The organism is Bathymodiolus platifrons methanotrophic gill symbiont, from assembly GCF_002189065.1.
Taxonomy (GTDB): Bacteria; Pseudomonadota; Gammaproteobacteria; order Methylococcales; family Methylomonadaceae; genus Methyloprofundus.
This window is the reverse complement of sequence record NZ_BDMN01000011.1, coordinates 1-25,236: the sequence shown is the minus strand read 5'-3', so window position 1 is coordinate 25,236 and position 25,236 is coordinate 1. Positions and strand designations below refer to the sequence as shown.

At 39.7% G+C, this 25,236-nt stretch carries 26 protein-coding genes, 1 tRNA gene and 1 pseudogene; 19 read left to right on the top strand and 9 right to left on the bottom strand.

The features are described from left to right. The first annotated feature begins 570 nt into the window (after positions 1–570). Positions 571–2,181 (top strand): multicopper oxidase family protein, encoded by a 1,611-nt coding sequence (locus CDZ78_RS00620; protein WP_087868208.1) that lies wholly within the window; start codon positions 571–573, stop codon positions 2,179–2,181. 108 nt (positions 2,182–2,289) lie between these two features. After that, positions 2,290–3,333: an urease accessory protein UreH domain-containing protein gene (locus tag CDZ78_RS00615; protein WP_087868207.1), complete on the top strand. Its 1,044-nt coding sequence runs from the start codon at positions 2,290–2,292 to the stop codon at positions 3,331–3,333. Positions 3,334–3,496: 163 nt separating this feature from the next. Here CDZ78_RS00615 and CDZ78_RS00610 read toward each other — a convergent pair whose 3' ends face one another. Next, positions 3,497–3,940: a VanZ family protein gene (locus tag CDZ78_RS00610; RefSeq protein WP_087868213.1), complete on the bottom strand. Its 444-nt coding sequence runs from the start codon at positions 3,938–3,940 to the stop codon at positions 3,497–3,499. Between the two features lie 34 nt (positions 3,941–3,974). Between CDZ78_RS00610 and CDZ78_RS00605 the strand changes: the two are divergent. From CDZ78_RS00605 to CDZ78_RS00590, 4 genes and pseudogenes are all read left to right on the top strand, one after another. Next, a pseudogene (locus tag CDZ78_RS00605) lies at positions 3,975–4,772 on the top strand (ferritin-like domain-containing protein). A 55-nt stretch (positions 4,773–4,827) separates the two neighbouring features. Further along, positions 4,828–6,003 carry an NnrS family protein gene (locus tag CDZ78_RS00600; protein WP_087868206.1) on the top strand — a complete coding sequence of 392 codons (1,176 nt, stop codon included), beginning with the start codon at positions 4,828–4,830 and terminating at the stop codon, positions 6,001–6,003. Positions 6,004–6,156: 153 nt separating this feature from the next. Continuing rightward, positions 6,157–7,248 carry a redox-regulated ATPase YchF gene (gene ychF, locus CDZ78_RS00595; RefSeq protein WP_087868205.1) on the top strand — a complete coding sequence of 364 codons (1,092 nt, stop codon included), beginning with the start codon at positions 6,157–6,159 and terminating at the stop codon, positions 7,246–7,248. A 56-nt stretch (positions 7,249–7,304) separates the two neighbouring features. Further along, positions 7,305–7,382: transfer RNA gene (locus tag CDZ78_RS00590), tRNA-Met, on the top strand. Here the strand turns inward: CDZ78_RS00590 and CDZ78_RS23510 are convergent. The 3 genes from CDZ78_RS23510 to CDZ78_RS00580 all read right to left on the bottom strand — a co-directional run bounded on the left by CDZ78_RS23510 (position 7,361) and on the right by CDZ78_RS00580 (position 10,888). Then, the gene (locus CDZ78_RS23510; RefSeq protein ID WP_280175530.1) at positions 7,361–7,492 is read right to left on the bottom strand and encodes a hypothetical protein; all 132 of its coding nucleotides are present in this window, start codon (positions 7,490–7,492) and stop codon (positions 7,361–7,363) included. The genes CDZ78_RS00590 and CDZ78_RS23510 overlap by 22 nt on opposite strands. Before the next feature lie 152 nt (positions 7,493–7,644). After that, complete coding sequence (glgX, locus tag CDZ78_RS00585) at positions 7,645–9,726, bottom strand: glycogen debranching protein GlgX (protein WP_087868204.1); 2,082 nt, start codon at positions 9,724–9,726, stop codon at positions 7,645–7,647. A 478-nt stretch (positions 9,727–10,204) separates the two neighbouring features. Next, on the bottom strand, positions 10,205–10,888 hold the full coding sequence (locus CDZ78_RS00580; protein WP_087868212.1) for a histidinol-phosphatase: 684 nt from the start codon (positions 10,886–10,888) through the stop codon (positions 10,205–10,207). Between the two features lie 181 nt (positions 10,889–11,069). Here CDZ78_RS00580 and CDZ78_RS00575 point away from each other — a divergent pair, with 181 nt between their 5' ends. From CDZ78_RS00575 to pdxJ, 9 genes are all read left to right on the top strand, one after another. After that, the gene (locus tag CDZ78_RS00575; RefSeq protein WP_087868203.1) at positions 11,070–11,603 is read left to right on the top strand and encodes an RNA pyrophosphohydrolase; all 534 of its coding nucleotides are present in this window, start codon (positions 11,070–11,072) and stop codon (positions 11,601–11,603) included. Continuing rightward, positions 11,600–11,956, top strand: a complete 357-nt coding sequence (gene tusC / locus CDZ78_RS00570; RefSeq protein WP_140413829.1) for a sulfurtransferase complex subunit TusC — start codon at positions 11,600–11,602, stop codon at positions 11,954–11,956. Before CDZ78_RS00575 ends, tusC begins: the two co-directional genes overlap by 4 nt. A 111-nt stretch (positions 11,957–12,067) precedes the next feature. Beyond that, on the top strand, positions 12,068–13,873 hold the full coding sequence (gene lepA / locus CDZ78_RS00565) for a translation elongation factor 4 (protein ID WP_174664541.1): 1,806 nt from the start codon (positions 12,068–12,070) through the stop codon (positions 13,871–13,873). A 14-nt stretch (positions 13,874–13,887) separates the two neighbouring features. Further along, positions 13,888–14,664, top strand: coding sequence for a signal peptidase I (gene lepB / locus CDZ78_RS00560; protein ID WP_087868200.1), 777 nt, complete (start codon positions 13,888–13,890; stop codon positions 14,662–14,664). Positions 14,665–14,676: 12 nt separating this feature from the next. Next, positions 14,677–15,054, top strand: coding sequence for a DUF4845 domain-containing protein (locus CDZ78_RS00555; RefSeq protein WP_087868199.1), 378 nt, complete (start codon positions 14,677–14,679; stop codon positions 15,052–15,054). Next, positions 15,051–15,734: a ribonuclease III gene (gene rnc / locus CDZ78_RS00550; protein ID WP_087868198.1), complete on the top strand. Its 684-nt coding sequence runs from the start codon at positions 15,051–15,053 to the stop codon at positions 15,732–15,734. Before CDZ78_RS00555 ends, rnc begins: the two co-directional genes overlap by 4 nt. After that, a complete protein-coding gene (gene era / locus CDZ78_RS00545) occupies positions 15,731–16,612 on the top strand; it encodes a GTPase Era (RefSeq protein WP_087868197.1) in 882 nt (293 codons plus the stop codon). Before rnc ends, era begins: the two co-directional genes overlap by 4 nt. Before the next feature lie 3 nt (positions 16,613–16,615). Beyond that, the gene (recO, locus tag CDZ78_RS00540) at positions 16,616–17,311 is read left to right on the top strand and encodes a DNA repair protein RecO (RefSeq protein WP_087868196.1); all 696 of its coding nucleotides are present in this window, start codon (positions 16,616–16,618) and stop codon (positions 17,309–17,311) included. A 2-nt stretch (positions 17,312–17,313) separates the two neighbouring features. Further along, a complete protein-coding gene (gene pdxJ / locus CDZ78_RS00535) occupies positions 17,314–18,051 on the top strand; it encodes a pyridoxine 5'-phosphate synthase (protein WP_087868195.1) in 738 nt (245 codons plus the stop codon). A 61-nt stretch (positions 18,052–18,112) separates the two neighbouring features. On the opposite strand, the gene CDZ78_RS00530 is transcribed toward pdxJ, so the two are convergent. The 4 genes from CDZ78_RS00530 to smpB all read right to left on the bottom strand — a co-directional run bounded on the left by CDZ78_RS00530 (position 18,113) and on the right by smpB (position 20,593). Continuing rightward, on the bottom strand, positions 18,113–18,490 hold the full coding sequence (locus CDZ78_RS00530; RefSeq protein WP_087868194.1) for a VOC family protein: 378 nt from the start codon (positions 18,488–18,490) through the stop codon (positions 18,113–18,115). A 145-nt stretch (positions 18,491–18,635) separates the two neighbouring features. Further along, a complete protein-coding gene (locus tag CDZ78_RS00525; RefSeq protein WP_244559127.1) occupies positions 18,636–19,682 on the bottom strand; it encodes an NAD(P)/FAD-dependent oxidoreductase in 1,047 nt (348 codons plus the stop codon). A 2-nt stretch (positions 19,683–19,684) separates the two neighbouring features. Then, positions 19,685–20,041 carry a HopJ type III effector protein gene (locus tag CDZ78_RS00520; RefSeq protein WP_087868210.1) on the bottom strand — a complete coding sequence of 119 codons (357 nt, stop codon included), beginning with the start codon at positions 20,039–20,041 and terminating at the stop codon, positions 19,685–19,687. Between the two features lie 69 nt (positions 20,042–20,110). Beyond that, positions 20,111–20,593 carry an SsrA-binding protein SmpB gene (gene smpB / locus CDZ78_RS00515; protein ID WP_087868193.1) on the bottom strand — a complete coding sequence of 161 codons (483 nt, stop codon included), beginning with the start codon at positions 20,591–20,593 and terminating at the stop codon, positions 20,111–20,113. A 231-nt stretch (positions 20,594–20,824) separates the two neighbouring features. Here smpB and CDZ78_RS00510 point away from each other — a divergent pair, with 231 nt between their 5' ends. Genes CDZ78_RS00510 through CDZ78_RS00500 form a run of 3 tightly spaced genes read left to right on the top strand, consistent with a single transcriptional unit; the run spans position 20,825 to position 22,918 of the window. Continuing rightward, on the top strand, positions 20,825–22,198 hold the full coding sequence (locus CDZ78_RS00510) for a sodium-dependent transporter (RefSeq protein ID WP_087868209.1): 1,374 nt from the start codon (positions 20,825–20,827) through the stop codon (positions 22,196–22,198). Further along, entirely contained in the window at positions 22,198–22,632 is a 435-nt protein-coding gene (locus CDZ78_RS00505; protein ID WP_087868192.1) for a type II toxin-antitoxin system RatA family toxin, read from the top strand. The genes CDZ78_RS00510 and CDZ78_RS00505 overlap by 1 nt, the downstream gene beginning before the upstream one ends. 10 nt (positions 22,633–22,642) lie before the next feature. Next, positions 22,643–22,918 carry an RnfH family protein gene (locus tag CDZ78_RS00500; RefSeq protein ID WP_230990699.1) on the top strand — a complete coding sequence of 92 codons (276 nt, stop codon included), beginning with the start codon at positions 22,643–22,645 and terminating at the stop codon, positions 22,916–22,918. On the opposite strand, the gene CDZ78_RS00495 is transcribed toward CDZ78_RS00500, so the two are convergent. Then, positions 22,915–23,415 carry an outer membrane protein assembly factor BamE gene (locus CDZ78_RS00495; protein WP_244559126.1) on the bottom strand — a complete coding sequence of 167 codons (501 nt, stop codon included), beginning with the start codon at positions 23,413–23,415 and terminating at the stop codon, positions 22,915–22,917. The genes CDZ78_RS00500 and CDZ78_RS00495 overlap by 4 nt on opposite strands. Before the next feature lie 284 nt (positions 23,416–23,699). Between CDZ78_RS00495 and CDZ78_RS00490 the strand changes: the two genes are divergently transcribed. Next, complete coding sequence (locus CDZ78_RS00490; RefSeq protein ID WP_087868189.1) at positions 23,700–25,037, top strand: IS701 family transposase; 1,338 nt, start codon at positions 23,700–23,702, stop codon at positions 25,035–25,037. Positions 25,038–25,236 lie beyond the last annotated feature (199 nt).

Genomic DNA, 25,236 nt, shown 5'->3' with positions numbered 1-25,236 from the left:
GAATCAGGGCATCGCAGATTTTAATCAGTCCCGTTAAGCTTTTGCCGCGAACTTGGGCTTGGACGCCCAAAATGAGCTTTCGCAAAAGTAGGGACTCCCCGAAGTAAGGAATGAGGATTTAATAATATCCGAAAGTATCAAATCGGGATAAAAATGTAGCCTGTATGAAGCCTGCGTAATACCGGATGAGAGGAAACTCCTATTTCCCGTATTCTGCTGGCTTCATACGGACTACTTTTTAGTTTCAGATATTAATTAATTTTGATTCCTAAGTAATGTATCCATAGTAAAACAAAAAAGTCCTTCTTGTTCGTTTGCTTTGTGTGTTTTACAGAGCAAAGTAAGTATCTCAGCCAATCTTCATCAAGTTTAAATAGTGGCTTTACACTAAACTCTAAGCAAAAAACTTTTGCCTGAGTAATTAATTTTAAAAACACTTAAAAATTAAATGCATAAGTAATTTTACTGGTTCTCAAGCGCTGCTAAATATTCAATTGCTTCTAGAATATCTTTACAAATGCCAATAACTATATTATAAAAGACTAATATTATTTCAGTCAGGAGTGTATTATGAAAAATAACGTTAATATTCAGCGTCGCAAACTTTTAAAATTTGCCGGTGCTAGTGCAGCAGCATTAGCTACATTTCCTGGTCTGATAAATGCCAAGACGATGAAGGTAGGTAGTCATGCATCGTCTGATTTTAAGGCTGATGTAGAAATAAGTTTAACTGGAGAAGTTAAAAATGTAGCGATTTTTAGGGGCCCTAAAACGCATGTCTGGAAGGTAGTTGGTAAAGTCTTAAAAGGTGATAAAAGTGCTATTACTAATGAAGAAAGTTACCTTGCGCCTACTATCCGGTTGCATAAAGGCCAGAAAGTTCGGATCTATCTAAAAAATGAATTACCTTCAGCGACGATTTTACATTGGCATGGCTTGCACGTCCCTGCCAAAATGGATGGTAATCCTATGTATGCGATTGATAATGGTGAAACCTATGTTTATGAGTTTGAAATACTCAATAGAGCAGGGACGTATTGGTATCATGCGCATACCCATAGCTTAACTGCCAAGCACGTTTACTCAGGGCTTGCTGGTTTTTTTATTGTCAGTGATGATGAAGAGCAAGCACTTAAATTACCGCGCGGGGAATTTGATGTTCCTTTGGTTATTCAAGACCGTAATTTTGATCAGCAAAATCAGCTTCAATATGGTGGCGGTATGAGGATGAAAATGCATGGATTTTTAGGGGATCAGATTCTGGTTAATGGTACTCCTGAGTTTGAATTATCTATTGCTACACGTGCGTATAGGTTACGTTTGTTAAATGGTTCTAACTCACGTATCTATAAATTAGCCTGGGATGATGGCACGCCATTTAAAGTGATTGGTACAGATGGTGGGCTTTTAGAGCGCCCTGAAACGCTCCCGTATATAACGCTTGCACCTGCAGAACGTCGCGAAATCTGGGTGGATTTTAGCGACAGGAAAGTAGGAACTGAATTAACTTTACGTAGTTCAGAATTCCCCTCTGGTGGCATGGGTATGATGGGAGGAGGCATGGGCGGTGGTATGGGTATGGGTGGTGGTATGCGTGGTGGCCGTGGAGGTGGTATGAGAGGAGGGCAGTCTCATGCTAGTGAAGACTTCACAGTTCTTAAAGTACGTGTCAGTAAAAAATCTTCCAGTAACGATGTTTTACCCAAACGCTTAAGTAAAGTTAAAGCATTGCGCTTAGCTGATGCTGCAAACTCTCAGTCACCGCGTCGTATTATTCTATCAATGCGTCATATGTCTGCATTGCTTAATGGGCGTTCTTATAAAATGAATGATATCAGGGAAGATGAGATTGTTCCTGTGAATACCTTGCAGCTCATGGAATTTAATAATGGTTTTCATGGTATGGGTGGGGGGATGATGGGTATGCCTCATCCTATGCATTTACATGGTGAGCAATTTCAGGTGGTTAAACGTGAAGTGAGAAATAAATCAGGTAGGGGATATACGTCAGTTTCTGAGGGCTTTCTGGATAAAGGCTGGAAAGATACTGTGCTGGTGATGCCAGGTGAAAAAGTGACCATATTAAAGCCATTTAATGATTTTACAGGGATTTTTATGTATCACTGTCATAACCTGGAGCATGAAGATATGGGAATGATGCGCGATCTATTGGTGAAGTAAAAGAAAGCTATTTAAATCAGTTGTAGGAGCGGTCTTTAGCCGCGAATGTTTACTTAAAGTACTATTCAGGCTGTTGCAGGCAAGCATATAAAAGGAAAAAAGTAGTTTATGCAGATTAACAAGCAAATTAATATTAAAGGAATGATGTGTGGTGGTTGTGAAACCATTATTGAAGATGCAGTTTCTGAAATTGAAGGGGTCTCTGATGTCCATGCTGATTATCCATCAGCAAAATGTAAGCTGAGCTTTGATGACAAGAAGGTCAGGCTTGAAGATATTTATAAGATCATTGAGCAAAAAGGGTACGCAATTGATTTAAACTCTGAGACTAAGGGCGGTGTTTTTATCAAAATCAGTTTGTCTATATTAGCGCTGATTGGAATCGTTTTGTTAATGGTTTTTTCGCGTAAATTGTGGCATCAATTCAGTGTGCCTGATATTAGCTCTCAATTAAGTTATGGCATGATTTTTGTGGTTGGTTTGATTACTGGCTTACATTGTATTGGCATGTGTGGCAGTTTTGTCATTGGTTATACTGTTAAAGATGCAGAGCATGGACGTTCAGCCTATTTGTCACATATTTTATACGGTACTGGAAAAACACTTTCTTATGCCATGTTTGGTGCAATATTTGGCTTTATTGGCTCGGTTGTCAGTATTACTCCTTTCATCAGTGGTGTAAGTATTTTGCTCGCTGGAATATTTTTAATTATTTTCGGCCTTAATACCCTAAATGTATTTGCAGTGTTAAAAAAGGTACGATTTAAACAAGCCGAGGCTATGGCTCGTTATGCAAACAGGAAACGACGTAATTCGCGCAGCCCTTTCTTTATTGGTTTTTTCTCAGGTTTTTTATTAGGCTGTGGTCCTCTGCAGGCCATGTATATTATGGCTGCAGGCAATGGCGACCCTGTAGAAGGCGCAAAGTTTTTAGCTGCTTTTGGTTTAGGTACTTTACCAGCCTTATTGGGTTTTGGGATGGCTACTCGCTGGCTTTCGGGGACAATGACGCGTCGAATTACACAAATTTCCGGTATTATATTGCTTGTTATGGGGACGATGATGCTAAACAAAGGCTTGATGAAAACCAAATCTGGTTATGATTTTAAATCTATTAGTACTGAACTGACTCAACAACTTAATAACAAGTAATAGAGTAACTACTCAGCGAATTTCGACATCATAAGTTATTGATTTTTTTAGGGTGGGCAAAGCTTGCGTGCCCATCTTGTTTGCAGGAAGGTGAAAATAATGGGCACATTGTATTTTGCCATCCTACAAGTAATTTATATTATTTTTTAAAATGGAAATTACTCTAAGTAGTTACGTAATAGAAAGCTATAGGGTGTGCTTCAATGCATCCTATAACCAAGAAATATAAAATTTGCTTGCAATATTTAATTTGATACAAATAGTACAATCCAAGAAACATAATTGCCCCCACAGTATCGGCTAGCCAGTCAGCAACGTCACTCATGCGCCCAGGCACAAAAGATTGGTGCCACTCATCGGACATCCCATAGACACTAGAAAATATCAAACTACTAACAATTAGTATGGGTAGCGATGTAATAAAATGCCTGAATGCCCGCAGAACAAAAGCCGCCATCACAAAATAAGCCCCTGCATGAAATAACTTATCCTGATGTTGAAATAGCATTGGTGTCGGCAGAGAAGGCTGGTTGGAAAGCCAATATATAATTGAACAATAGACTATAAGCTGTGTCACATCTATAGCTTTGATATAATGTTTTGACATATTTAAGATTCGGGTAAAATACTTCATTTATATAATGAACAATCTATTTGACTTTGCTGATGCCTGTTTACATCGGACAGATATTGATGAAAAACTTCAATTAACGGCAGAAGCCTGGAAATTATATCAATTAGGTGAACTACAGTTTGATTCTTTATCCGAACCTAAGGCAATAGAGCGGGTGTGTTTCCCTAGCAAGCCGGAGTTACTCGCTCCTAGATTTATGGCAAGGCGTAAATTAGGCACACCGGAAGGTGTGCAAGCTTTTTACCATGCTTTGGCGCATATCGAATTTATTGCTATTTACCTTGCCTAGGATATACTTTATCGGTTTAGAGGCTTACCAGAAAAATTTTATCAAGACTGGTTGCAAGTAGCTCAGGAAGAAGCCCAGCATTTTAATCTAATCCGTGATCATTTACGTAAATTAGGTATTGATTATGGCGATTTACCCGCTCATCAAGGATTGTGGGAGCATGCTCAAGACACTGCGCATGACATACTCGCACGACTAACCATTATTCCCCGAGGTATGGAAGCGAAAGGACTTGATGTAACGCCAGGCATGATAGAGAAAATTCGTCATTTAGGCGATGTTGATGGGGTGGAAATATTAGAACGTATTCTGGAAGATGAGCAGCAGCATGTTTTATTTGGTTCAGAATGGTTTTATCAGCAGTGCGAGCAGCAACAACTGGCCCCTGAAGTAACGTTTAAAGCGTTAATTTTAAAATATTTTAAAAATCATAAACCTAAAGGCCCATTTAATATAGAAATGCGCCTAAATGCCGGTTTTACGGCAAATGAATTAGCCTGGCTGGAAGATCAATAGGGATTTGGTTGAAGTAGACTAGCCCCTATACAATACACACTAAGTAGTTACACTTATGAATCATACCAAGCCCTTTAATATTCCTTTTTTTGCATTAGGATTTAGAACCTTTTTTGCCTTATCGGGTCTATCTGCTTTAGTATTGCTGGTTTTATGGCGCTCTATTTATGATGGCAGCTTAATTTTAGATAATTATTTCCTTAATAGCTATTGGCATGCACATGAAATGCTTTTAGGGTATACCGTTGCAGTTATTTCTGGCTTTTTATTAACCGCAGTAAAAAACTGGACAGGGCAAGAAACGCTTACGGGAGCAGGCCTGGCTGGCCTGGCTTTGTTGTGGATTTATGGCAGAATATTACCTTTTTATTCAGGTTTATTAGCAGATGAATTTATCGCCCTGGTAGATTTCTTGTTTTTACCAGTGCTCGCTTATTGCCTCGTCAAACCGATCAAGGCCGCTCAATATACACGTGGCTACGTTTTTATTGCGCTGTTACTCATTATGAGCTTTGGTAATGGGCTCATTCATCTGGAAATATTAGGGTTGGCAGAACAAAGTGCATGGATAGGCTTTCAAATAGTGATAGCTTTGATTATAGTGATGATCCTAGTTATCGCGGGTCGTGTTTTTCCATTTTTTACTGAAAAAGGACTGCCCGGTACTCTACCCATTCGTAACCCACTCTATGATGGATTAGCGATAGCTTCGGCAGTACTGGTATTTGCCTTAAATATCATGCAGATTTCAGGTATTATCTTGGCCATCGCAGCAAGTCTGGCAGCAATTATTAATATACTAAGAGTTAATAACTGGTACGTTTTCAGAATCTGGTTTGTGCCTTTATTATGGGTGCTTTATATAGGCTATGCCTGGATAATTATTGGCTTTATTCTAACTGCGCTCAGTGCCTTTGATATTATCCAACCGAACTTGGCATTACATGCTTTCACCATGGGTGGCATAGGTGTTATCACATTAGGTATGATGGCACGAGTTTCATTAGGGCATACAGGTCGTATCTTAAAAGCTTCACAAGCGATGGCAATTGCCTTTGCATTGATTAATCTGGCGGCACTAGTCAGGGTATTTATACCGATCCTTTTGCCGCACTGGTATGCCGATATTATTTATGCTTCAACCATTTTATGGTTAGCAGCCTTTTCATTATTTGCCTATGTATATGCACCGATCTTAACCACTGCAAGAATTGATGGCAAAGCGGGCTAACTACAACAAATAGCATAAGGCGTGGCTTCAGCCCGCCTGTACAAGCGAAAGATAATGGCGGGCTGTGAAGCCCCAACCCCTACGTTTTATGAATATTCACTCAATGGCATAAAGCCAGTGAGCAAACCTTAACTTTACACACGAAGAGAGAACATGGCACTTTATTGTGGAATTGTTGGTTTACCCAATGTTGGTAAATCAACCTTATTCAATGCACTGACTAATGCAGAAATTTCGGCTGAAAACTACCCGTTTTGTACGATTGATCCTAATGTAGGGGTTGTTCCTGTGCCAGATGCCAGAATGGATGCTCTGGCAGAAATAGTAAAACCAGATCGTATTTTACCAACCACAATAGAGTTTGTAGATATTGCTGGATTAGTGGCAGGAGCATCAAAAGGCGAAGGCTTAGGCAATAAATTTCTGGGTAATATTCGCGAGACAGATGCCATTGTTCATGTAGTACGGTGCTTTGAAGATGAAAATGTTGTCCATGTTGCAGGAAAAGTTGACCCTATCGGTGATATAGAAGTTATCAATACCGAGTTGGCGTTGGCGGATATGGCTAGCATCGAAAAAGCCCTGGTAAAAAGCAGTAAAGCGGCAAGAACGGGCAACAAAGAAGAGCTCGCTAAAAAAATACTCTATGAAAAAGTAATAAAACATCTAGACGATGGTGGGCAAGTGCGGTCTTTAGCTTTATCCGAAGATGAACTTGCTATCATTAAAGAGCTATTTTTACTTACCATCAAGCCAACCATGTACATTGCTAATGTACAAGACGATGGTTTTGAAAATAATCCCTTACTGGATACAGTTCAAGCTTTAGCTGATAAAGAAGGTGCTGTAGTCGTTTCAGTTTGTGCTGCGATAGAAGCTGATATTATCCAGCTTGATGAAGATGAAAAACAAGAGTTTATGGATGACCTAGGGCTTGAAGAGCCTGGTTTAAACCGAGTAATTCGTGCAGCCTATAAGTTACTTGATTTATCCACGTACTTTACTGCCGGTGTTATGGAGGTACGTGCATGGACAATTCCAGTAGGTGCTTCAGCTCCACAAGCAGCAGGTGTTATCCATACCGATTTTGAAAAAGGCTTTATCCGTGCCGAAGTAATAGCCTATGATGATTTTGTTGAATACAAAGGCGAGCAGGGCGCAAAAGACGCCGGGAAATGGCGTTTAGAAGGTAAAGACTATATCGTGCAAGATGGTGATGTCGTGCATTTTAGATTTAATGTTTGACGAATAAATGCAGAATGCCTATAATAGGCATTCTTTAGATAGATTAAAGATTTAGTGGCGATATAGCTCAGTCCGGTTAGAGCACAGGATTCATAACCCTGGGGTCCCAAGTTCAATTCTCGGTATCGCCACCATTAACTTCTTTATTGAAGTAATCAAACCAGCCTTCAGTGCTGGTTTTTTTATGCCTGAAATATAAGCGAGCAATCCTACCTAATAAATAGGGACAGCACCATCTTTGCATACGCTTGCAAGTAGGCTGCTCACAAAGCGATGTAATAGCATCTGAAAATTTTCATTTAGCTAATTTCAAATAGGGATCATAGCTGCGAAGCTCTACAAAATATTAGCGATCAACCCAGCAATGTGGGCCAACCATATTTACAACGATAGCATTCACCAGCCCTCAAACACCACTACAGACCTTGCTTGAACAAGGTAATTATTTTCCCCAACAGGGTTTTGTTTTTCAGGTGCTACGAGCCCTTTATCTGAATTTAAGGCAGTATCAATTGCTAGATGCCATCTTCGCTCTTCAACTGCAGGCATTTGCATATTGAGTTCATTTCCTGACATATTTAGAATAATATGCAAATCAGCCTCTTTATCTTTGAAGGCTGCCAGGGTAAATGCCAGGACTTGTGAATTAGGGTCTAGCCATTGCGGTTCACCTAGTTGAACGCCATGCCATTGAATATCAGGAATATGTCGCCCGGGAGCACATTCCCCGGTTAGAAAGCGACGACGCATCAGAGAGGGGTGACGTTTGCGCAGTGCTATCATTTGCTGTACAAAAAGTAGCATATCTGCATTCTTTCTGGTTAGATTCCAGTCAAACCAGGTTAACTCATTGTCCTGGCAATAGCCGTTATTGTTGCCATCTTGAGTATTAAGAACTTCATCGCCCGCCAATAACATAGGTACACCCTGGCTTAATAGCAGTATTGCGATACTGTTTTTTGCCTGTTTTCTACGTAATTCTAGTATATTGACATCATCGGTGTCACCCTCTACACCACAGTTATAGCTCATATTGTGATCACCGCCATCGCGGTTATCTTCGCCATTTGCCAGGTTGTGCTTATGGTGGTAACTGACCAGGTCATTTAAGGTAAAGCCATCATGGCAAGTAATAAAATTAATACTATTAATGGGCAAGCGTCCCTGATGTTTGTATAAGTCGCTACTGGCACAGAGTCGAGTAGCAACTTCTGCAGTTAGTCCATGGTCACCACGGATAAAACGACGCATACTATCACGATATTTACCATTCCATTCACCCCAGCGATAACCAGGGAAACTACCTACCTGATACAGTCCGGCAGCATCCCAAGCCTCGGCGATTAATTTAGTTTTAGCCAGTTGTTCCGAGAGTTCAATTCCCCATAATACAGGGGGATCCTGAAGTACTTCGCCATTCTGGCCGCGAGCCAATGCACTTGCAAGGTCAAAGCGGAAGCCGTCGACATGCATCTCACGTACCCAGTACTCTAGGCAAGAGATAATAAAATTTGCAACTACTGGGTGGTTGGCATTAACAGTATTACCACAGCCAGTATAGTCACGGTATATACTTTTGTCTGTCGCATCTAGATGATAAAAAATATTGCTTCCTATGCCTCTAAAGTTGATGACTGGTCCGTCAACTCCTGCTTCGGATGTATGGTTAAAAACTACATCCAGGACGACTCCAATTTTAGCTTTATGCAGGGCTTTGACTAAGTCACGGAATTCCTCTAAATGTGTTCCCAGTTCTGGTGTGACACAGTACCCTGGGTGCGGGCTAAAAAAACTATGTGTGCTATAGCCCCAATAATTTTTTAGACCAAGAGCTGCCGTGCCCCGGGGGATATCCTGTTCATCAAAAGCCATAACGGGCATAAGTTCTACATGAGTAATACCTAAAGACTTAAGATAAGGTATTTTTTCAATCAAAGCTGAAAAGGTCCCCGGATTTTTTACTCCAGAGTTAGGATGTCGGGTAAAACCTCCAACATGCATTTCGTAGATAATTGCATTTTCACTTTTGAAAGAATACGGTGTGTCACCTTCCCAATCATAACTATCATCAACAACTAAGCTACGCATGGCAGTGTGACCGTTATCACCTGGGAGACATGCTTTTTCCCGATGCCAAAGCTTGTCACTTACTGCACGTGCGACGGGGTCTAATATGTGCTTTTCTTTGTCAAAACGTAAACCACTTTGTGAGGTATCATTAGGCCCATCCATTCGCCATGTGTACCAGGTACCAGCAGGTAGATCGTGAACACGAACATGCCAGGAGTAAAATGTTTTATGGATTTCACTGGCTAATGGAATAACCTGAATAGGCTCAAGGCTAGTTGAACTGTCATACAGCAAAAGCTCAACGGCGATAGCGTGGCGGGTAAAAATGGAGAAGTTAACGCCGTCGCTTTTTAATCGTGTACCAAGTGGATACGGGGAGCCAGGGGAAGTTTTAAATGTTTTTTTCACAGAGACTAGTATTTATTTTATGGTTAAAGCTGCAAAGTAATTTTGTCGCTAAGCTGTGTAATCCAGCTTGTAAGCAAAGGTATATGATTAAAATGCTGATTACGTACAACTCTCAGTCATATACTGCGTAGGGTGGAATAGAGTAGCGTTTTCCACCACATGATACATACCATAGCCTAGGCAACACTAAAAATGCCGGAAAACGCTATGCTATTCCGGCCTACATTTATAGTCTTAGCTTCATCATGAGGGATTTCGTGACGTAGAGCGTCACAAACTACATTCTCAGGACCAGAGTATTGGAACGAGAAAAATTCTGCGTGAAGTATGCGGAATGACGAAGTATGGCTGAAAGTTATGGGTAATCAAGTAATGTTTTGTGTAAATGATAATCAGTTATCCTTTGAGAGTCTAGTGTTTAGCATATAAGTGAGGATAAACAGGCGAAAGCAAAAGCTGGAAAAAACAGAGTTGGCTGCTATTTGAAGTGGTGTACTGGGCATTTTTGTTCGCGTAAGCTAATAATCGGCCAGTTTGTTTGCTCGGAATAGTGTTTTAATTGTTCGTCCGGATTGACTGCTACAGGGTGATCGACCAGTTTTAAAAGAGGGAGATCATTATGTGAGTCGCTATAAAACCAGCTATCCTCAAGAGTATGACCGGTATCTTTTAGCCATTGTTGTAAACGCATAACTTTACCTTCCTGAAAACACGGCGTGCCAGCTACTTTTCCGGTGTATTGATTGTTTATTAATTCGGGTGTTGTTGCTAATAAATGGGGAATACCATATAGGTTAACGATCGGTTCTGTGACAAAACGATTGGTAGCCGTAATAACTAGTAAGGAATCACCTTTTTGTTTATGTTTGTTAATTAGTTCTTGAGCGGGCTGCAATAAAATGGGGCGAATAATCTCCTCTATAAACTGTGTGCGCCATTGATGCAAGTCATGTATCGAATTATCAGCCAGTGGTTTTAACGAAAATTTTAGAAATTCAATGATATCTAATTGACCCTGTTTGTATTCTTGATAGAAGCGTTCATTTTCTCGAGCATAATAATCTGCATCCACAATTCCCTGGTCAACTAAAAATTGTCCCCATAGATAATCACTGTCATCTGCAAGCAGGGTATTGTCTAAATCAAAAATAGCTAAACTCATAGTAGATTTATTTTCTGTTAAAATTAAATAAGCCGATAGCATCACTCATCTATTTATGGAACAATGGACATATGAGTAATACATAGGAATGAACTATATTAAGGATGTTCCTATCAGTTCAGTGTTTAAGATTTTATCATCTACAGGTCTTATTGCGAACAGTAATAAATAGGTTTTAAAAATGATTGATTCAAAAGGATACCGATCCAATGTCGGCATCATCCTTTGTAATGCGCAGGGTCATGTGTTTTGGGCTAAACGGTCACGTGTCAATTCATGGCAATTTCCGCAAGGAGGAATGGAAGAGGGGGAAGCTCCTGAGCAAGCAATGTTCCGCGAACTATTAGAAGAAACAGGCCTTGACGCAAAACATGTACAGATTATTGGGCGCACACGTTATTGGTTGCGTTATAGATTGCCTGAAAAATATATTCGTCGTCATTCACTCCCCTTATGCATAGGCCAAAAGCAGATTTGGTATTTATTAAAGCTTGTCGGGGACGAAACTAATGTTTCCCTGAATCGACATAACAAACCTGAATTTGATGATTGGCAATGGGTGGAGTTTTGGGAGCCGTTAAAATCGGTCGTTTTTTTTAAACGTAAGGTTTATCGTAGAGCAATGATGGAACTTGGCGCTCATTTATTATTAGATTCTGTGAATATTAGCTCAGCAAGTTATTTATCCAATGAAAATATGAGCGAACATCAGTGAAGTCGTTCTTATTTGTTATGCAGATAGCTGCTTACGATGGTGCAAAAGTTCAGGAAGTATTGGATCAGGTCTTAATAACTGCAGCCTTTGATCAGCAAGTTAGTTTGTTGCTACTTGATGATGCGGTTTACCATTTACATAAAAATCAATGTAGCGATAAGCTTGCTAACAAAGATATCAGTGCGATTTATCGTTCTTTGCAAATATATGATATTGAGCACATCTACGTCGAGCAGGAATCATTAAGCATATGTGGATTGACTCAAGATGCAATGTTAATCCCGGTTAGCTTACTAAAAAGGCAGGACGTTGCAACGATTTTCAAGTCGTTTGATTTCATTTTAAGCGCCTAAGAGATATTTAATTTAATACTTAACACCTGAAATGCCTGATTCTGCTAAAATATCTAATTATTTGGCGACCATACACGCTTAATCTGATAGCTGATCATTTAATATTTATACATAATGGATTTAAAACATATACGAAATTTCTCGATTATTGCACATATCGATCATGGGAAATCAACATTAGCCGACCGCTTTATACAACTTTGTGGTGGCTTATCTGATCGTGAAATGAATGCTCAGGTTCTCGACTCGATGGATATAGAGCGAGAGCGAGGAATTACGATTAAAGCTCAGAGTGTTACGCTAAATTTTACGGCTAAAGATGGTGAAACATACCAGTTAAACTTCATTGATACGCCTGGTCATGTAGATTTTTCCTATGAAGTATCACGATCTTTAGCAGCATGTGAAGGTGCTATTCTAGTCGTTGATGCAGCACAAGGGGTGGAAGCGCAAAGTGTAGCGAATTGTTATACTGCGATTGAGCTTGGCCTGGAGGTCATGCCAGTTTTAAATAAGATTGATTTACCTTCTGCAGACCCTGATAAAGTTATCAACGAAATTGAAGAAATAATAGGAATTCCCGCTGACCAGGCTTTGCGTGTTAGTGCAAAAACGGGGCTAGGGGTAGCCGATGTATTGGAAGAGCTAGTTCATGTGATTCCCGCTCCTGGAGGAAGTGAAGAGGCCCCCTTACAGGCATTAATTATCGACTCCTGGTTTGATGATTACCTGGGTGTTGTTTCATTGGTAAAAATCATTAATGGGTCTTTACGCAAAAAACAAAAAATCACGATTATGTCGACTGGCAATAGTTTTGTTGCTGAAAGAATTGGTATTTTTACGCCTAAACGACAAGATGAAGCAGAGTTAAAAACAGGGCAGGTTGGGTTTATTGTTGCAGCGATTAAAGATATTTTTGGGGCACCGGTGGGCGACACGATCACGCTCACAGATAACCCTTGTACTGAAGCATTGCCAGGATTTCAAACAGTACAGCCGCGCGTATTTGCAGGGTTGTACCCAGTCAGTGCTGATGACTATGAAGACTTGCGTGAATCGTTAAAAAAATTACATCTTAATGATGCGGCCTTGCAGTTTGAACCTGAATCCTCTCAGGCATTAGGCTTTGGTTTTCGTTGTGGCTTTCTAGGTATGCTGCATATGGAAATTATTCAAGAGCGTCTGGAACGTGAATATGATGTTGATTTAATTACCACGGCGCCCACAGTTGTCTATGAAGTAGAAACCCATAGAGGAGAGGTGTTGAAAGTTGATAACCCAGCTAATTTACCCGATATTGGTTCGATAAAAATGATTAGAGAGCCGATTATTCAGGCTAATATACTGGTTCCTCAAGAGCATTTAGGTAACGTAATTAGCCTGTGCATTGAAAAACGTGGCGTACAAACTAATATGCAATATATGGGGAATCAGGTTTCTTTACATTATGAACTGCCTTTAAGCGAAGTCGTGTTAGATTTTTTTGACCGCTTAAAATCAGTTAGTCGAGGCTATGCTTCCTTTGAATATGAATTCAAACGCTTTGAAGAAGCCTCGTTGGTAAAATTAGATGTCATGATTAATGGCGATAAAGTCGATGCATTATCGGTTATTGTGCATAAAGACGTGAGCCAGATAAGAGGTCGTGAACTGGTTGATAAAATGAAAGATTTAATTCCCAGACAGATGTATGATGTTGCCATTCAGGCAGCTATTGGGGCTAAAATTATCGCACGCTCTACCGTTAAGGCAATGCGCAAAAATGTGACGGCAAAATGTTATGGCGGTGATATTAGTCGTAAGAAAAAACTACTAGAAAAACAAAAAGCGGGAAAAAAACGTATGAAGCAGGTAGGTAGTATTGAAATTCCACAAGAAGCTTTCCTGGCTGTCTTGCAACTTAATAAAGAGTCATAGGGTAAGATGCAGTTATGAATTTTGATTTTTCTTTTTTCCTGTTTTCAGCAAGCTTAATAACGGGCATTATCTGGGGTGGTTATTTATATTATCTCAAACGGACTAATACTGAATATATTGAAGCAAATGAACCTTTAATCGTTGAATATGCTCGCTCGTTTTTTCCTGTTGTATTAATCGTTTTTATATTACGTTCTTTTATTGCAGAGCCGTTTAGAATCCCTTCGGGTTCAATGATGCCGACTTTATTGATTGGCGATTTTATTTTAGTTAATAAGTTCACTTATGGCATACGCATACCGGTTATCAATAAAAAAATAATTGAAATTGATGAACCTAAGCGCGGGGATGCAGTCGTTTTTCGCTACCCTAAAAATCCAGCTGTTGATTATATAAAACGCGTTATCGGCCTGCCTGGTGATCGTATTAGTTATGTAAATAAACATTTAACGGTAAACGACAAACCAATGAAACAGGTTTCATTAGGGCGTTATCAAGGGATAGGGCAAGGAAAAACCATGACGGGCTCAGAGTTGCTCAGTGAAGATTTGCTGCCTGTCGAACATGAAATTTTAATCAATCATAATGCGCCTAATATTAAAGGCACTTTTATTGTACCCAAGGGGCATTATTTTGTGATGGGTGATAACCGGGATAATAGTAATGATAGTCGTTACTGGGGGACTGTCCCTGAAGAAAACCTAGTGGGCAGAGCTTTTTTTATCTGGATGAACTGGGACTGGGAAAATACCGGTATTGGTTTTAATCGTATAGGTACTGTAATTAAATAACACGAGGGTAATATGCATACTACTTATAAAAAGCAGCAGGGAATCACCTTAATTTCTTTAATTTTTATTTTAGGGCTTATCGCTTTTTTTACATTATTAGTTTTAAAAGTAAGCCCCATTTATATGAATCACAGTAAAGTAGTTCATGCGCTGGAGACTTTAAAAAATCGTACCGATATAGAGAAAAAAAGTAAGCGCGAAGTATGGATATCACTGAACAAACAGTTTGATATGAACTATATTTATGACGTTAAAAAGAAACACGTGAAAATTACCTCACGTGCTAACTATTTAAAAGTTCAAATCGTCTATCATACCAAAGTACTGCTTTTTGCTAATTTAAGTGTCTGGGTTGATTTTGATAATTCCATTGAAGTTGGTCCTAAGTGATAAAAGCACCTGAACAACTTTGTAAAAAATTAGGACTGACTTTTAATCAGCCAGAATGGTTTGTTTTAGCGCTCACACATCGTAGTATGGGTGCTAAAAATAATGAGAGGCTTGAATTTCTAGGAGATTCAATCCTTGGCTTTGTTATTGCTGAAGCGCTGTTTGAAAGATTTCCTAAGGCCAGTGAAGGTGTTTTAAGCCGACTGAGAGCCAGCCTGGTAAATCAAGAGTCCTTAGCTGAATTGGCTCGCCTGCATAAGTTAGGTGATTATCTGATTTTAGGATCAGGGGAACTTAAAAGTGGAGGGTATCGACGCGCTTCTATTTTGTCAGATGCTGTTGAAGCTATTATGGGAGCAATAATAAAAGATCAAGGGACAGAGAGTTGTAAAACCTGGGTTCTGGATTTATTTGCTGATCGTATCGCAGAATTACGCCTAGACAATTGGCAAAAAGACCCCAAAACACGCTTACAGGAGCATATGCAGGCCAGGCAATTAGATGTCCCCTGTTATACCTTAATCAGTCAGTCAGGTTTGCCACACGAACAGACTTTTAAAGTCGAATGTTCCGTTGCTTTATTTGAAAAAAAATTTATCGGTGCAGGTGTATCAAGAAAAAAAGCCGAACAACAATCTGCTGAACTTATGCTCGATCAAATAGCCAGAGAATCTAAATGAATTGTGGATATGTAGCCTTTATTGGCCAACCTAATGTTGGCAAATCAACCCTGATGAATCATTTATTAGGGCAAAAAATCAGTATTACTTCACGCAAACCGCAAACAACGCGGCATCAGATTTTAGGGATTAAAACCAGTGATAAAGGCCAGGCTATCTATATGGATACTCCTGGTATGCATGAAAGCAATAAAAAGGCCTTTAACCGGTACCTGAATAGAACGGCAGATACCACTCTTTTAGGTGTGGATCTGGTGGTCTGGCTTATTGATGGTCTCGCCTGGCAAGATTATGATGATATTATTTTTAAAAAATTAGAGCGGGCAAATATTCCAGTTATTTTGGCTGTTAATAAAATTGATAGAGTCAAAAACAAGGAGAAAATATTTGCTTTTTTTGCTGATGCTCAAAAGAAGTTTCCATTTAAAGAAATAGTCCCTATTTCTGCCTTAAAACAAACCAACCTGGAATTATTAGATAATCTAATTATGCAGTTATTGCCAGAAGGCAATTCTATATATCCAGAAGATCAAATTACCGATCGCCCCGAGCGTTTTTTAGTCGCTGAGATTATTAGAGAAAAATTAACTCGTCGTTTAGGGGATGAGCTACCTTATGCTCTGACCGTGGAAATTGAAAGATATGAAGAGCTTCCTCATGTTACAAAAATATATGCACTTATCTGGGTCGAGCGTGATACGCAAAAAAATATAGTCATCGGAAAACAAGGTGAATTTCTAAAAAGTATAGGCACGGAAGCTAGAAAAGATATAGAAATGTTAATTGGCGCAAAAGTTTATTTACAGTTATGGGTCAAAGTTAAATCGGGCTGGTCTGATAATGAGCGGGCATTGCAAAGCCTGGGATTTAAAGAATAAAATATGCCTCAAAGCCTGCAGGCAGGGTTTTTATTGCATCACCAGAATTACCAGGAAAGTAGCCTGATTATAGATGTCTTTACTCAGGCATCTGGGCGTATTTCGCTGATCGCCAAAGGTGCTAGGCAACAAAAATCTCAATACCTAGGTCTGCTACGACCTTTTATTCCGTTAAATATTAGTTATATTGGTTCTGGAAGTCTTAAAACTCTAAGTCATGTAGAATCAGGTAGAGAGGATAGTATTCTGCCTGGGATTAATACCTACTGTGGGTTTTATCTTAATGAGTTGTTAAGAAATTTTATCCCTGTGGAAGAGCCATATCCTGAAGTTTTTCTTAATTATCTGAGCTGTTTACAGCAACTAAAATCAAGCCTGGTGATTGAGGCTGCTTTACGTACTTTCGAGGTCGAGTTATTACAATCTATAGGCTATGGCTTGCAACTAGAGTTTGATTATCTAACCCAGTTACCTATTCAAACAACAGGAAGTTATCAATACAATATAGAGCAGGGTGCAACAATTAATCAAGATGGACGGATTCTTGGTGAGACACTAATCGCCATGCAGCAGGGAAACTATACAAATGATCGCCAATTAATGGAAGCCAAGCAACTGATGCGTCAGATTATCGACTTTTACTTACAAGGTAAACATCTGAAAAGTAGAGCATTAATATCTAAACTCATACAAAAATAATCATGCAAGAGCAATTAATCTTATTAGGGGTCAATATCGACCATATTGCCACCTTAAGACAGGCAAGAGGCACACAATACCCAGAACCAATTCAGGCAGCACTGATAGCAGAGCAAGCAGGAGCCGATGGTATTACTGCTCACTTACGTGAAGATCGTCGGCATATGCAAGACCGGGATATGTTTTTATTAAAGGAGATGATTCATACCCGGCTAAATTTTGAAATGGCAGTGACTGATGAAATGCTTAAAATTGCCTGTGAGGTAAAACCCTTTGCTTGTTGTCTAGTGCCGGAAAAAAGAGAAGAATTAACCACTGAAGGTGGTTTGGATGTCGCTGCAAGCATGGATAAAATGCAACATGCCTGTACGAATCTGGCAGAAGCCGGCATAGAAGTATCGCTTTTTATCGACCCTGAAGAAAAGCAAATTGATGCAGCGATTAGCGCAGGTGCTCCCGTCATAGAATTGCATACGGGAAGTTATGCAGATGCGCTTAATCAGCAGCAACGGAAAGATGAGCTGGCGCGTATCCAAGAAGCCGCTGCTTATGCACATAGTGCGGGCTTGCAAGTTAATGCAGGCCATGGTTTAACTTTATGTAATGTTGAAGATATTTGCAAAATACCTGAAATGGTTGAGCTAAATATAGGTCATGCGATTATTGCTCAAGCAGTTTTTTCAGGTTTGGAAACAGCCGTTAGAGATATGAAGCAAACCATGCGTAATGCAAGGTTGTGATGTATTTTAAAAAACAAATATTCATGCTTAATGATTTTCGGGGCTGGAAGAGATAATTAAGTTAGTCACGACCGATTATTTCAATTGCATTGGCATCAAGGTCGCGGAAAAATAAGGCTTTACGACCTGATTTACTCATGGAATAAATAACATTATTTCGATCTAGACTTTGCCGCACTTGCTCAAATTTATCTACTGTTAATGCAACATGCCGATCTTGACCACCATGTTCAGGTCGCCCAGTCGTTGGGTCAATATTATCTAATAAAAGGATATGCAATTGTTGATTTTCACCTAACTGAAACCAGGCACCTGGAAACCCAAGATCTGGCCGTTCAATCTGTTGCAAACCAACAATTTCAGTATAAAATTTAATCGATGCTTCTAAATCAGAAATCATTAGACTTGAGTGGTGTAATAGGAAATTTAACTTGGTCATGTCTTGGTTTGAGATAAGGGATAAAGCGCAGAATTGTACAGTAGACAGGAGTTTCTGCAAAGGTTATTGATGCAGGCAGAGAGTTGATATGAATACTAGTAAGGTATAACTCGTTCAATCGAAAAAACGATTAATGTCTACTAGTTTAGAAGTAACGCTGACAATTAACCTCAGTTGCAATTGGTTTTTGGTTTAGTAAGTGTTGAGTAAAATGTTTACTATAATAAGGGATTAGCAAACTGCCTTTTGCACCAAAGCCATTAAATATTGTCAGATTGTTATGCTCAGGGTGGGGTCCAATAAAAGGTGCTTTATCCAGAGTAGTTGGACGAATATTGGCTTGTTGTTTGTCTAGTGTTGTTGTGCCAAGTATCGGCATAACCTGAGTTAATGTGTTGAGTAAAGCGCTTCTTCCCTGGTCTGTTGTTTTTGTGTTCAGGTTAATGTTATCAAAAGTCGCACCTGTACGAAATTGATGCTCGTCCAACGGAATAAACCAGTGGCCATAGTTTAATAGTTCGGGCGGGAGTGTTTGTTGTGCTGTTAGAGTTAATATTTCCCCTTTTGCTAATTGAAAGGGTAAGCTTTTAAACCAGGGATTGTAAATGGCTTGATAGCCTTCACAGAAAATAACTTTTTTAGCGCTGATGCCTTGCCAGTTTATGGCTTTATCAAATTGAAGGTCTTGATATGCAAATTGAGTAGCCTGGTAGCATTGCTTTTCTTGCAAGAAGTTTTTTAGGCAGGCCAGTAACTTTTTAGTTAATAAATAGCCAGTTTGTTTTTGTTCAACTATGCCTAATGGAGCGTGAATTGATTCGGGTGCAGTTTTAAGTTTAGTTTTCAGGTAATTAAGGTAGCTTGTATCTTGTATGCGTTGATGAAATTTAAGGGTTTCTTTTTCATTACGCAGGATGCGCAACATGGGATTTTCTATATAGAAATCCTGTTTGAAAAATTGACTTAGCTCATGGTAGGTTTGCTTTGCGCAGGGTAATAGGGTCTTTATATTATTACTTTTGACCAGACGCATCCCAGTGACCGGGTTGATCAGTCCTGCTGCAATTTGTGAGGCATTTTCTTGCTGGTTATCAATAAGCTGTATGTTGCAGCCCTGCTTTATTAATTCCCAGGCTAGTAGACTACCGGCCAGTCCCTGACCAATAATTAGATAGTCTACATGCTTTATCACCTTTATTTTAGGCTTAAAGTATTTTGCTCACTGAACTTAATTCCATCCCAGCCAAATTGCATAAAATTTCTGATATTTTGGTGTCCATTTCCGTCAGGGTCGTTTAATACATCTTGATGATAAAAATCACCAAATAAGTTTAAGGTTTGGGCTTTATTCAATTGGTTAAGTTTGGCAAAGGCAAAGATTTTACAGGAGCCTTCATTCGTTCCTGCTTCATTATTAAGGCAGGTATTGCCTAAGCCATTGTTAAAGCTTGTGGGGGTATAGTGATAAGATTCTGTGATGATAGCCAAGGTGTCGCCGAAGTCGACCTTCTGGTTTGATTTTACCTTGTTGATAAATGTATTCAGGGACATAAGCATGAGTATGTAAGGAAGGAGGACTTTAGTCCACGGTTGCTATAACTGTAAAATAGGAAGCAGTGATCAATTTAATTTTATATTACGCGCTTTTTCACGTTGCCAGTCACGGTCTTTTTCAGTCGCACGTTTATCATGCAGTTTTTTACCTTTAGCCAGGCCAATTTCCAGTTTAGCCCGGTTATTTTTCCAGTATAGAAACGTCGGGACAAGTGTGTAGCCTTTACGCTCAACATTACCAATTAGTTTACTTATTTCCTGCCGGTGTAAAAGTAATTTACGAACTCGTGTTGCAAAGGGGGTGATATGTGTAGAGGCGGAGTTAAGTGCAGAAATATGCATTCCTGATATCCATACTTCGCCATTTTTTATAAAGACATAACTTTCTTTTAATTGAACTTTGCCTTCACGCATGCTTTTTACTTCCCAGCCTTCTAGAACCAGGCCAGCTTCAAAGCGTTCTTCAATAAAGTATTCATGAGAAATATATCGATTTTTAGCAATCGTATTATCGGTTTGTTTTTTTTTCTTGGATTTTTTTCCAGCCATGGGTGTCCAATTCTATTTTTTAATACTGAGGTAAAAGGTATAATAAGTGTATTTAGGAACGAGTATTATTAAATCCTCGCTCCTTAGAGTGTATTTTATTGAATGTGCGGATTTTATGCCGATTTTAAATTCAATAAAATACATTGCGATACGCTGTTTATAAAACAATACCAGTATTTTACTTTAAATTTACCGGTAATAATTGAATTTTTCCAACACGAAGGTAGCTCAATGGCCGATACAAATCAATCTATTCATGGTGAATGGTCTTCACGTTTTGCTTTTATACTCGCGGCAACAGGTTCGGCTGTAGGCTTAGGTAATATCTGGAAGTTTCCTTATATTACCGGCGAAAATGGTGGTGGTGCATTTGTTATTGTTTATTTGATCTGTGTTGCTGCAATCGGTATTCCCATTATGATCGCTGAGACGATGATGGGGAGGCGTGGCCGGCAAAGTCCCATTAATACATTAAAGAGCTTAACAGAAGAAGCAGGCGGGCATACACACTGGCACTATTTAGGTTGGTTGGGAGTAATTGCTGGTTTTTTGATTCTATCTTATTACAGTGTTATTGCAGGCTGGTCTATGGCCTATGTGATAAAGGCGTTTACCGGTAGCTTTTCAGGCGAAAGTGCCACGCAAATTAGTAGTATGTTTTCAGACCTACAGGCGAGTCCGTTGCAGCAGACATTCTGGCATACAATTTTTATGGTTGCCACAATGGCGGTTGTTGCGCGTGGCGTTAAGGGGGGGCTGGAAAAAGCAGTACGCTTTCTTATGCCAGGATTATTTATTTTATTGATGCTCCTGGTTGCCTATGCAATGACTACCGGGGCTTATTTACAAGGCCTTGAATTTTTATTTAAACCCGATTTTAGTGAATTAACGGCTGCCAGTGTATTAACCGCTATGGGGCATGCTTTTTTTACCCTAAGTCTGGGTATGGGCGCTATTATGGTTTACGGTTCTTATTTGCCTAAGAATATATCGATTGCCAAGACTGCTATTATGATTGCTGGCGCAGATACTTTAGTCGCATTATTGGCCGGAATAGCTATTTTCCCTATCGTTTTTTCAAATGGCCTGGAAGCAGGGTCTGGTCCTGGTTTGATTTTTGAAACTCTCCCTATTGCCTTTGGTAGTATGACTGGCGGCGGGTTATTTGGTATCTTGTTTTTTGTATTATTGGTTTTTGCAGCACTTTCTTCTGCTATTTCTTTAATTGAACCTGCTGTTGCCTGGTGTGTTGAACATTATGAAGTAGAACGAAAACAAGCTTGTATCGGTATGGGTTTTGTAACCTGGTTGTTAGGAATGGGCACTGTATTTTCATTCAATGAATGGTCAGATGTGACTATATTTGGAGCAAACTTTTTTGAGGCACTGGATTACTTGACGGCAAATTTAATGTTACCGTTGGGTGGTCTTTTTATTGCTCTCTTTGCCGGTAGAATTATGCTAGCTAAAGACAGTAAGGATGAATTAGACTTAGGAAATGATACCTTATTTGATGTCTGGAGGTTTTTAGTAAGTTATGTTGCTCCTGCGGCAGTTTTTATCGTATTTTTGAATGTGCTGGGTGTATTTGGGATATTTAGCTAATGACGACAGTACAAAAAAGTGCATTAGTTAAATATTCTGCACACGCGATGTATGACATAGTGGCTGATATTGAGGCTTATCCTGAGTTTCTGCCTTGGTGTACAGGCAGTCGAATTATTAGTCGTGATGGGCATGTTGTTGAGGCTGAGCTACAGATTTCGAAAGGAGGATTTAAAAACTCTTTTGCAACTCGCAATGTAAATGATGAAGGTGGGCGGATTACTGTGTCTCTTTTAGATGGGCCGTTTTCATCATTAGATGGGGTATGGAATTTCATGCCCTTGCGCGAAGATGCCAGTAAAATTTCTCTTGATCTTGAATTTGAAATTAATGGCATTTTGGCTAATTTTGCTTTTGGTGCTGTTTTTAATCAAATTTGCAACACAATGGTTACTTCCTTTACCGATCGGGCAAAACAGATTTACGTTGTTTGAGTGTTTGTTTGTGAATGTAGAAGTAGCATATGCTCGGCCAGATAGGCAATTGATTATTTCATTGCAGGTATTGGGTGCCTGTACGGTTGAGCAAGCGATAGAGTTGTCGGGTATTAATGTGCAATTCCCTGAAATAGATCTGAGTAAAAATAAAGTGGGTATTTTTAGTCAGACCTGTCTTTTGAGTACTCAGTTACAAGAGCATGATCGTGTTGAAATATATAGAAATCTAACTATTGACCCGATGGAAGCTCGCCGGCAGCGAGCCGTTAGGCAAGGGCGTTAGTCGTCTGAAGTAAATAATCCGGCGATCATTTCGTATAAGGTTCTTTTTAGGTCTCGTTTGGGCGCATCTATGGTCATTTCTTTAGAGCGAGGAGGTGCCGGGTTAGCTTCGGGTGTTAAGTTACCTTCAACATGAATTAAATTATCTCCGGCAAAAAACAGGGATATACGGTCCTGTAATCTATCGTCATGTCCCAGTTGAACAGAATAAACATAATCCCAGCGATTGTTAGCAAATGGGTCTACTAAAAGGGGAGATCCTAAAACATAAATAACCTGACGTTTAGTCATGTTGGGTCGTAGTTGGTTGATCATATCCTGATCAATTACATTCCCTTGATCAATATCAATTTTATAAACTAACGGAACATCAACAGCCAGCGTGGAACAGGCTGTTATAAAAGTGAGTCCGGTCAGGAAAATTAACAGGCGTAGTGTCTGGAACATTTTAATGGTAGGTTTCTCGAATGGTTTTATGTTTTGCTTAGCATTTATCATACCTGATGTTTAATTTTAAAACTTAATAAAGTGATAGCAAACTATATTTTTTTCTTTTGCTTGAAAAGCTATACAACTGAAGTTTCCTAGTTTTTAAAGCATAAGAATATTAGTTAGTGCTTTTTTTTAATAAATATTAGCACTCCCTAATAACACTGGCATTCCGTTTGCTAAAACCCTTGAATTCACTTAAAAAACAACAGGTTAATGATGAATGAGACCTGTTTTTACTGTATAATAAAAGATGTTAACTCATTGATTATACAAACAAAACGGCCTCATTCATGTTCATTTTACGCGATATTTTACTCCCGCTTCAAGATCATTTTTCCGAAACCACTTTAGGCCGCGAACGAGCCTCTCTGTTTGTTTACACGATCCTGTCCATTATCGTTCCCTTTACGTCGTCGATGACATCTAACCTTTGGCGTTGCCTTGATACGCTGTTTGGGTTTGAGATCAAGAATAAGCGATTTTACACTTTCATGGCTTCTCCAACGCTACCGTGGGCTGGGCTATGGCAAACTATCTGGGGGCTAATCCCGTCCCCTGAAACTGATGGCCGCATATTGGTTGGTTTGGATGACTCCATTATCACTAAAGTAGGCAAGAAAATCTTCGGTTGTGAAGCAATTTTTGACCACGCGGCCAAGTCGAACCAAAGCAAATATCCATGGGCACAAAATATTGTATCGGTGGGGTTGTTGAAACAGGTCAAAGGTCGCTGGGCGTGCTTATTTTTAGATTTCCGGTTTTATCTGCCCTTAAAAACAATTCAGGGAAAAAAAGAGACAGCCACGATAAGAGGGGAAGTAGTTCCTTTCCAGACCAAGATGGCTCAGGCGGCTCAAATGCTGATTGAAATTGCAGAACATTTTTCCACCGTCCCCATATTGGCAGTTACTGATAGCTGGTTTGGCAATAATGGCCTATGGAAGCCTGCTTACAAAGCTATCGGGAACCGGTTTAATATTCTCTCTCGGTTAAGGTGCAATAATGTGTTGTATGACCTTCCAGAAAAAAGAAAACCAAAGCAGCGGGGCCGGAATAAAAAGTATGGTCAGCGTCTAGGCTCGGCTACAGACATGGCAAAAACAGTACAACAAGAGGCTCGGTTTTACAACGTGAATCTCTATGGAAAGCAGCGTGAAGTTAGTGCTTATAGTCGTGTTGTCATGCTGAAAACATTGAAACGGCCCGTTCAGGTTGTCTGGGTGTTTCGTCGCACGCAGTGGATTGCTTTGTTTACTACCGATTTAAATTTATCCATCACACAGATTATCGAGTATTACGGGGCAAGGTGGAAAATCGAATCCGGGTTCAAAGAACTCAAGCAGGACATAGGTAGCCAGAAAAGCCAGTGCCGTAATGCGCAGGCAGTGACCAACCACCTGAACTTCTGTATGATGGCAACAACGTTAACGTGGATTTATGCTGATCGTTTAAAAACCAATCCGGAACGTCGGCACAAAGTAAAGGGGCGGACCAGTTTTGCCTTTTCAGATATCCGGCGTATCATTGCCGAAGCTGCTTTGGACCCGGATTTTGAAAGGGTTTGCCCCAAATACAGCAGCTCCCCTGTAAATTCGGTGGTAACCGTTTTGTTACGCATGGTCGCTTGATGAATTTCTAGGAAACTTCAGTTTATAATAAAGCGGGTTATTTTCGTTTCTATCGCTGAAAATCCTGGAAACGGAGCTTTAGCGAAGTGAAGATTTTTAGTCCGCGATAGCCGTAGGGCCGGTTGTTTTGTCGGAGTCTGAGCGATAGCGAAGGTGGAGACAAAATAAAAGGCCATCCGACACGGCGTCAAGTCATTTG

Excerpts from the sequence above, each read along its gene's own strand:
- CDZ78_RS00620 (WP_087868208.1), top strand. The coding sequence starts at position 571 with ATGAAAAATAACGTTAATATTCAGCGTCGCAAACTTTTAAAATTTGCC.
- CDZ78_RS00615 (WP_087868207.1), top strand. The coding sequence starts at position 2,290 with ATGCAGATTAACAAGCAAATTAATATTAAAGGAATGATGTGTGGTGGT.
- CDZ78_RS00610 (WP_087868213.1), bottom strand. The coding sequence starts at position 3,940 with ATGTCAAAACATTATATCAAAGCTATAGATGTGACACAGCTTATAGTC.
- CDZ78_RS00600 (WP_087868206.1), top strand. The coding sequence starts at position 4,828 with ATGAATCATACCAAGCCCTTTAATATTCCTTTTTTTGCATTAGGATTT.
- ychF (WP_087868205.1), top strand. The coding sequence starts at position 6,157 with ATGGCACTTTATTGTGGAATTGTTGGTTTACCCAATGTTGGTAAATCA.
- CDZ78_RS23510 (WP_280175530.1), bottom strand. The coding sequence starts at position 7,492 with ATGCAAAGATGGTGCTGTCCCTATTTATTAGGTAGGATTGCTCGCTTA.
- CDZ78_RS00580 (WP_087868212.1), bottom strand. The coding sequence starts at position 10,888 with ATGAGTTTAGCTATTTTTGATTTAGACAATACCCTGCTTGCAGATGAC.
- CDZ78_RS00575 (WP_087868203.1), top strand. The coding sequence starts at position 11,070 with ATGATTGATTCAAAAGGATACCGATCCAATGTCGGCATCATCCTTTGT.
- lepB (WP_087868200.1), top strand. The coding sequence starts at position 13,888 with ATGAATTTTGATTTTTCTTTTTTCCTGTTTTCAGCAAGCTTAATAACG.
- CDZ78_RS00555 (WP_087868199.1), top strand. The coding sequence starts at position 14,677 with ATGCATACTACTTATAAAAAGCAGCAGGGAATCACCTTAATTTCTTTA.
- era (WP_087868197.1), top strand. The coding sequence starts at position 15,731 with ATGAATTGTGGATATGTAGCCTTTATTGGCCAACCTAATGTTGGCAAA.
- recO (WP_087868196.1), top strand. The coding sequence starts at position 16,616 with ATGCCTCAAAGCCTGCAGGCAGGGTTTTTATTGCATCACCAGAATTAC.
- pdxJ (WP_087868195.1), top strand. The coding sequence starts at position 17,314 with ATGCAAGAGCAATTAATCTTATTAGGGGTCAATATCGACCATATTGCC.
- CDZ78_RS00530 (WP_087868194.1), bottom strand. The coding sequence starts at position 18,490 with ATGACCAAGTTAAATTTCCTATTACACCACTCAAGTCTAATGATTTCT.
- CDZ78_RS00520 (WP_087868210.1), bottom strand. The coding sequence starts at position 20,041 with ATGTCCCTGAATACATTTATCAACAAGGTAAAATCAAACCAGAAGGTC.
- smpB (WP_087868193.1), bottom strand. The coding sequence starts at position 20,593 with ATGGCTGGAAAAAAATCCAAGAAAAAAAAACAAACCGATAATACGATT.
- CDZ78_RS00510 (WP_087868209.1), top strand. The coding sequence starts at position 20,825 with ATGGCCGATACAAATCAATCTATTCATGGTGAATGGTCTTCACGTTTT.
- CDZ78_RS00505 (WP_087868192.1), top strand. The coding sequence starts at position 22,198 with ATGACGACAGTACAAAAAAGTGCATTAGTTAAATATTCTGCACACGCG.
- CDZ78_RS00495 (WP_244559126.1), bottom strand. The coding sequence starts at position 23,415 with ATGATAAATGCTAAGCAAAACATAAAACCATTCGAGAAACCTACCATT.
- CDZ78_RS00490 (WP_087868189.1), top strand. The coding sequence starts at position 23,700 with ATGTTCATTTTACGCGATATTTTACTCCCGCTTCAAGATCATTTTTCC.